The 8,162-nt window shown below is 49.1% G+C and carries 4 protein-coding genes; all 4 read right to left on the bottom strand.

Going from position 1 to position 8,162, the window contains the following annotated elements; all coding sequences use genetic code 11:
- Nucleotides 1–1,637 (bottom strand): AAA family ATPase (locus tag NDI48_31195; protein ID MEP0835635.1); only part of this gene is annotated, 1,637 nt, incomplete at its 3' end.
- A 58-nt stretch (nt 1,638–1,695) separates the two neighbouring features.
- Nucleotides 1,696–2,463, bottom strand: coding sequence for a DUF928 domain-containing protein (locus NDI48_31190; GenBank protein ID MEP0835634.1), 768 nt, complete (start codon nt 2,461–2,463; stop codon nt 1,696–1,698).
- Between the two features lie 167 nt (nt 2,464–2,630).
- Complete coding sequence (locus NDI48_31185) at nt 2,631–4,571, bottom strand: adenylate/guanylate cyclase domain-containing protein (protein MEP0835633.1); 1,941 nt, start codon at nt 4,569–4,571, stop codon at nt 2,631–2,633.
- Between the two features lie 426 nt (nt 4,572–4,997).
- Nucleotides 4,998–7,568, bottom strand: a complete 2,571-nt coding sequence (locus NDI48_31180; protein ID MEP0835632.1) for an S-layer family protein — start codon at nt 7,566–7,568, stop codon at nt 4,998–5,000.
- Between the last annotated feature and the right edge of the window lie 594 nt (nt 7,569–8,162).

The raw sequence follows: 8,162 nt of genomic DNA, 5'->3' as shown, positions 1-8,162 counted from the left end.
ACAAAAGGACGCTTGAGTTCTGGAAGCACCGCAACCTGTTCTTGTAGAGCAACAGCTTCAGCAGATGTCCGAGTACAGGCATAAACTCCACCTTCTGGCACCCGACGCAAAGCTTCAAACGTAAGTAAACCACTTCCTGCATTCAAGTCCAAAAGAACATGATGACGCTGAAGTTGAGTTAAGGTGAAAATGCGATCGCGTACCACCTCCAGTTGCTCACCCACCTGACTCAACGTGCGCTGCAACCAACGGTCAACTGTGCGGTCAGTTGGTCCTGTGGTTAGCACTTCAACAGGTGATACAAAAACACCCTCTGCCACCGCTTCCAACTGCGCTTCCCGATGACGAGCCACCTGCGTCTTAATTTCTCCTTCAAACCCCTGCGTTGAGGGTTGATAAAACACCTGCCCCTGCAAACTACTAGGCAAATACTGTTGAGCAACCCAATGGTCGCGGTAGGCATGAGGATAAAGATACCCTGCGCCATGCCCCAATCCTTTCTTGTCCCGGTTAGCATCCTTGAGGTGAGTGGGTACTTCCGCCTCCCGTTCCTTCTCAACCACTCCTAGCGCATCGAAAAAGCCCATGACGCTGTTCGATTTGGGAGCGTTGGCGAGATAAAGCGTAGCTTGAGCCAAGTGATAGCGTCCTTCCGGCATCCCCACCCACTCAAAGGCGCTAGCGCAGGCATTAACCACCACTACAGCATTGGGGTCAGCCAGTCCCACATCTTCACTGGCTAAAATTAACATGCGCCGGAAAATGAAGCGAGGGTCTTCTCCGGCATAAACCATTTTGGCTAGCCAGTATAAAGCGGCATCCGGGTCGGAACCTCGCAAGCTTTTGATAAAGGCACTAATGGTATCGAAGTGGGCATCTCCTTCCTTGTCATAGAGCACTGCCCTTTGCTGTATGGATTCCTCTGCCACAGCCAGCGTAACGCGAACAGTCCCGGTTGCGTCGGGAGGTGTGGTTTCAACTGCCAGTTCCAGGGCATTAAGTAACGAACGGGCATCACCATTGGCGACATTGACTAGGTGAGCGATCGCATCTGGCTCTACTATTACAGATAGTTTCCCATAACCGCGTTCTGAGTCAGTGAGTGCCTGTTCCAGGACACGCGGTAAGTCAGCTTCATTGAGAGGCTTAAGCTGAAAGATGCGCGAACGGCTGACAAGAGCTTTGTTAACTTCAAAGTAAGGATTTTCTGTGGTTGCGCCAATCAGGATGACTGTTCCATTTTCCACCCAAGGCAGCAACGCATCTTGCTGCGATTTATTGAAGCGGTGAACCTCGTCCACAAACAGGATAGTGCGCTGAGAGTGTTCCTTTTGGCGTTTCTGAGCAGTTGCGATCGCATCTCGAATTTCCTTGACTCCAGACAGGACAGCATTAATCGCAATGAAGTGAGCGCGAGTAGTGTTAGCAATAATCCGAGCGAGGGTGGTTTTTCCGGTACCCGGTGGACCAAAAAAGATCAGGGAAGAAAGTTGGTCAGCTTGAATCGCACGGCGCAACAGGCGTCCAGGCCCAATGATGTGGTCTTGCCCGATAAATTCATCGAGGGTGCGAGGACGCATCCTAGCGGCGAGGGGTGCCTCGTTGTCCGCTGATTGTTGGCGCTTCTTGTCGAACAAGTTTATTGCTGCTGGGATTGGCTCATAGAATTTTAATCGATTTAGGTTATTGGTTACCTTAGTATCTTGCTAGCCGTTGTCGCTCTTGCTCCGCTACTTCTGTTAGTCCAGCCCGATCAAGTAACGATAGAAAAGCTTCACGCATAGATCGATCAGTGGAGTTGGTAGATTGAGCCTTTAAAAGGACATTGATAGCATCGTACCAGAGTCCAGCTTCAGCATAAATTGAGGCACGATCGCGCTCGCTTTTTGCCGTAGCTAGCTGTTGATTGAGTGCTGGTGTTTCTGCTACGCGCTTAATCCAGCTTTGTGCAAAGGTATCCTGAGAGCGTCGATTAGCATTGCTCACTAAGCTCACAGTCCAACGGTATTCTTTACCTGGAACCAATCCGGGCAAATTTTCCGGCATTTCCAACCGCATAATTCCCGCTTTTTCTAGTTGTAGTTGCTGCACAAAAATTGGCTGAGCAACGCCCGATTCTACTAAGGCAAATTCCACAGGTTCCTCTGGTATTTCTGAGACATACCAGAAAAAGGTGGGATGACTCGATAACGTTTGTCCTGTGTGATCATTCGGAACTAATAGTTTAAGTGTCACCTCTTGAGACTCATCCTCTCCTCGCGTACCCGCTCCCTGAGTGCGTCTGGGTGTGCCGCGATAAGGAGGTACATACTTAAATTTAGTTCCTGGATGTTCCGCAAAGCTGGCTAAAGCAGGGCTGGATAATACATGAAGCGGAAAACCATCCACCCAACGAGTCACAGGCATGAGAAACAGGGAGGCGGTCGCTGTAACCACACTCATCAGTAGGCGAGTATTTAGCATAATAAAGGCGCAATGTTTTAAAGTTTTTTACTATGAGTAGAGCGCCCTGAACTACCCTAATTTGGAGAACTATCCAGTAGAAATCCGAAGAAGTTACTGAGTTGTCTATCTGCTTACGATAAAAGACTCTAAAACATATTTCCTCTCTATTTAGATAGAAAAGACGCTTAATTTTTATTAGATTTGGATAGTAAAACTTGATAAATTTCAGTGGGCTGCTTACGCCCTTTGAGTTGTTCCTCTCCAATAAACTTTGTGGGGAACTGTCCCTGTATATGCAGATACGTTTCTTTATTAATCAAAATGCGACAAATCCCGCCATTCAGGGATTTATCATAACTTTCTAACCGTGATGCCACATTCACGCTGTCCCCAATCGTTGTGTAATCGAGTCTTTGGGAACTACCCAGGCTGCCTGTGACCACAAGACCAGTGGCAATCCCGACTCGCATGGCAGCCGTGGGGCGTCCTTGAATTTGCCATTTTTGATTGAGTACCTGAAGGGTGGATGCCATAACTTTGGCGCAATGCACAGCGGCGATCGCATCTTTGGCAATGTCTTCTGATGCCGTGTGCGGAATGGGGACGCCGAAAACAGCCATGATCGCATCCCCAATAAACTTATCTACAATCCCTCCATGTGCCTGAATCACCCCTACCATGGCACTCATATATTCATTGAGCCAGGACATGAGTGTCTCTGGATCAGTTTGCTCCGCGATGGAGGTAAAACCTTTTAAGTCTGCAAAGAGTACCGTTGCTGTCATCTGACGCCCCAACAAGCGTCCTTTTTTCAGAAGCTGACGGCGATTGCGCCAAATGGTTCTGGCAATAGCGGGACTGACGTGACGCCCAAATAGATTCATCACGGTTCGTCTATCTTGGCGCTCTAATTGAGCAATATAACCAATCAAGACAGTGGCAGACCCAAATAAAGCGATCAGAGGTGGCACCACGGGAATCCACCAGTGGCTCAAAAAAAGCAGATACGCAATACTCATCAGTGCGATCGCCACAATCACTAAACCCATCACTGTGCGTAACAGTGAGTAGTTTCTATAGCCTTGAAACCGCACAGCCCATGTTACAGCCGTACCCGCACTCGACCAGAAGAAAATCCACAAAACTTCCACCGATTCTGACCACGTCTGAAGTAAGGGACGCCCTTCTATAGCAGCACTTAAAATGAGCGAGGTGAGATGGGCTTGAATCTCTACACCAGGGCTTTGCTTGGGCGACGGGAGTAGATCGTTGCTATAGGGGGTGTAGAATAAATCTTTCAAGCTCGGTGCAACCGACCCAATTAAGACAATGCGATCGCGCACTGACGATGGCGGGACTTGGTCGAGCAAAACCTCGGTCATCGAAACGCGATCAAAAGGGGCATTTCCTTTAAAATTCAACAAGATTTGATACCCACCAGCATCTGCCCGGACATAGCCGCCATCATTCTCCTCAAAGGGAACAAATACGGTCTTCCCTAACTTCATAAAACCCTTTGCATCAGCGGTTGGGCTAATTCCTTGACGCTCTAGATAAATCAACGCCAATCTTAACCCCAAGCTAGGTAAAGCGGGTTCAGACTTAGGCGTGAGAAACAGTATGCCGCGACGAATTCTGCCATCTGCATCAGGCACAATATCATTGGCACCCACCTGACCCAACTCATTCAACACGGGTGGTGGTGCGGTGGCATTGCCGATACTATCATCAACTTTTTTTTCAATGCCAATCAGATTCGGTGTAGATTTAAACACCTCTTCCAAGGTTTGGGTACCGGGTGGCACTGACAAATCTCGATACAGGTCTAAACCAATCGCTCTTGGCTTTGAGGCTTTCAGTTTGTTGAGTAGTTGAGCTAGAACAGCATCGCTGACAGGCCATTGTCCGACATAACGAAGGTCTGACTCATTAATACCAACAACCAAAATGCGCTTCTCAACTACCTCAGCCGGACGATTGCGAAAAAATTGATCGAGCGCCGCCCACTCCCATGACTGCAACAGACCTGAAAGGCGTAGGACAACGACAAGGCTAGCCACCGTAATAGCTCCAATCCCAACTCCACGCCGTTGCCAAATTGTCTGTCTCAGTCGCTTGAATTTCATGTCATTTATAGTCCTAAAAGTCAAGGACAATCATAAAAGAGCTAGGGTTCTGCACCCTTCTCCGTAAGCGACCAAACCCGTCCGGACATTAATTTCCGGCGTCAAAACAAAGGCAGAAGGTAGACGGCAGAAGGCAGAAGGTAAACCTTCGGTCGTTGGCACAAGCCTTCTGGCGACCGAAAGGGAACTCTTGGTACAAGCCCACACGGAACAAGGCTCAGTGGCTTGTCTTCCGGAGGGGTTTGAATCCCCTTCTCTTATACTGCCTCCTGTCTCCTGCCTTCTGCCCCCTGCCTCCTGCCTCCTGCCTTCTGCCTCCTGCCTTCTGCCCCCTGCCTCCTGCCTCCTGCCTTCTGCCCCCTGCCTTCTGTCTCCTCACTAAAGCTCCGGTGCCTTCTGCCCCCTGCCATTTAGCTTCTGTCCTCACTAAAGCTCCGATCTGCCTTTTGCAGGTTCTTGAAAGTAACAGATTAAGTCCCTTGCCTGGGCGAGAGCTTCCAACTGGGGGATAGTGCCGAGAACCACACGACCATCAGCCGTGACGAACATTCCTTGTGCCTCTTGGAGGGGAAGGACGCTACGGTTTCCGGAGTGTTCCGCGATCGCTTCTGGACTAACGCGCCGCCCCGTGGTGCTGTTCTCAGTAATCTGCTGTACATCAGTTATAGGATAGGAAGTTGTGAAGGCACCATAGGGCGTCGCCGGCAACCCACCCGTGCCGATCACGGTAAAGCTGCCACCTTGAGCATTTGGGCGTCCCAGACAACTATCGGCAATAACTTGCTCGGAAGTGACAAAATCCTCTTCCAGGGGTGGCAGAGACGCTTCAACGCTATTAATTTCGGTATTGATGTCTACCACGCCACTAATTCCCAGAGTGGAACTCGCCGTGATTTTGCTTGTTGGTGCAACAAACAAACCTTGGGTGTTGATTGTAATATTTCCCCCAGCCCCCTGGAAGGCGTTGGCGGTAATACTGCTATTTTCCAGAGCGACTAAGATATCTGTGTCAATTGTGATGTTGCCGCCATTCCCACTACCACCCGCTTCGGCGTTGATGATGCTGTTGCGGCGTAGTTGTAAAGAATGGGTTTGTAGCTGAATATTCCCGCCTTCTCCGGCTACGGTTGTGGCGGCGGCAATGCTGCCTTGATTGTCCAGACGAATCGAATCAGCAATGACTTTCAAGTTACCTGCATCTCCCGTTCCGCGACTGCGAACACTGAGTCTTCCCTGATCCTGAAGCCTCAATTCTCCAGTTTGGACGGTTAAGTTTCCGCCTTGACCGGTCGAACCCGCCTCCGCTGTAGCCGCTACAGCACTTTGAGCCAAACCATCGGGAGACTTGCCGATGATTTCCACAAACTCAGACGCCGTCACTGTAAGATTTCCCCCCTTTCCTCGATTAGCGGTACTCGCCCCGATCGCCGCCCCATCCCGTACCGATAAGCGCGGTGTCGTCACCTCTACGTCTCCCGCCTCTCCACCCCCGAAGGTTGTGCTAAACAAGCCAGTCAAAAAGCGAGTACCTGACCCCAATACAATGGGATTGCTGCCGATCAGTTCCACGGATTGGGAGGCATTAACGGTTAACTCTCCCCCCCCACCGCTTCCTAGGGTACTCGTTCCCAAGACGCCATAATCTTGCACAAGCAAACGCCCTGTATTCACGGTTAAGTTTCCAGCCTTACCGCTATCCCCCAGTCCACTACCTGTGATTAAGGCAGAAGTGGTGAGTTCGACATTATCCGAGGCATTGATGGTTAAATCTCCACCTTCACCCGATCCCAGCGTAGAGGTGGCAACAAACGCTCCATTACGGGCAACAAAGGAAGGCGTATTAATCACCACATCGCCAGCCGCACCTGAACCGTAACTTAGGGTAAACAAGCCATTGCGAAGATTAGCCGGTTTAATTTGTCCGGTTAAAAACAGTTGTATGTCCTGGAGATAGGTTCCTGTTCCGGTGAGCTCTACTGAGTTGGATGCGTTGACGCTGATTTTTCCTCCGGGTTGCGAACCTAAGGTTAATGCTTCAAGGCGTGACTCTTCAGCGAGTCGTAGCGATCGCGCCCACACCACAATATCACCTCCCCCGTCACCACTGGCATTGACGACCGCCCGATTCGATAGCTGTATATCTTGGAAGTTCTGCACACCCTCATAGCCCAATTGCCAATCATTATTAATGGGTTTTAGACTGACAAAACTATTCTCTGCAACACTAGCGAGCTCAATTCGTCCGCCCGGTGCCGCCACTGTGCCACCTTGCAGCCTCACTTCACCGCCCACAAGTGCCAATGTTCTGCCCAACGGCACCTGTAGAGTTGATTCTTGCACCTGCACCGTTGCGGGTGTTGCCCCGAATTGCACCCCCAAGGGAACGCTGACGGTTAAAAGTGCTGGGTTTTCAGGCGTTTTCGCACTGAATAGGTTGCCATCGGCAAACACCATGCTGCTAGCGGTAGTTGCGAAAAAGGAACCCTTGATATCCAGACGAGCATTGGCACCCAATAGAATGCCATTAGGATTCATTAAAAATAAATTAGCCGAACCATTAACACCCAGCGTTCCTAAAATATTGGAAGGATTAACCCCTGTTACCCGCGTAATAATATTTTCAATTCCAGTCGGTGAGGCAAAATAAACCCGCTGTGCATCGTTAAGATTAAACTCTAAAAAACTGTGGAATAGGTTAACACCTCTCAATGCTCCACCCTCAATGCGATCGGCGGGTTGGTTATTGATGAGAACGCTAGGAGTAATGATAGAACTTTCACTGCCTAAAGTGGTATCGGGTGTTAGTTGAGCGAATACTCGACCTTGATAAAGTAAAACGTTAAAAAGTAACAGAAAAACGTAATTAATTAATTCTTTTGATTTCTTGAGGGGAATGCTTAGGATAAGCTTCTTTAAAACTTCCTTTATCACCAGGTAGCCGCTAAATCGCCTCCGTAGTTTCGACTCATCGCACCAATTCTCTGTTTTTTGTGCCAAGGTTCTTTCCCACGACTTCAACTTAGTTTTAATTTTTTTGAGGGAATTTCTATCTACCAAAAGGTAAAAATTATACTATCTGGGAGTACAGTACAAACCGGAAGAAAAAGTAGGGTGCAGAAGTGGGTTGATACGGCTAAACACCAACCAAATGAGGACACCATACAACACCTCAAATAGATGGCTTATTATGTACAAGTAGGTAGGCATTAATATTTGTGGTTGAGGCAAGGCAGATCGGAGCTTTAGTGAGGACAGAAAGCTCCAAGACAGTTTGCGTAGCATGGTCGCTAGGGCAGAGGGCAGAGGATTATAGCTCCTTAACATTGGTTGATATACCTTCGTTTATTTGTGCCCACCTACTTAGCAGTCGCCAAGGCGACTCTTGACTCTCGCCCAATACGGAAACCTTGACCAGTCAATCTTCTGCCTTGGAGCCTTCTGCCTCCTCACTAAAGCCCCGGTGCCTTTTGCTATAAAGAGTAGCAGCCATCTAGGACGTATGAACGAAGAGTATTCACCTAAATTCATCCTCGCTTCATGTGCCTGGAAAGTGTGAGAATAGTCTACGAAAAGTGGCTTTTATTTTTGAGC

The sequence above is a fragment of the Microcoleus sp. AS-A8 genome (genome assembly GCA_039962225.1).
Classification (GTDB): Bacteria; Cyanobacteriota; Cyanobacteriia; order Cyanobacteriales; family Coleofasciculaceae; genus Allocoleopsis.
This window is presented reverse-complemented; position numbering and strand designations above follow the sequence as displayed.

Excerpts from the sequence above, each read along its gene's own strand:
- NDI48_31185 (MEP0835633.1), bottom strand. The coding sequence starts at position 4,571 with ATGAAATTCAAGCGACTGAGACAGACAATTTGGCAACGGCGTGGAGTT.
- NDI48_31190 (MEP0835634.1), bottom strand. The coding sequence starts at position 2,463 with ATGCTAAATACTCGCCTACTGATGAGTGTGGTTACAGCGACCGCCTCC.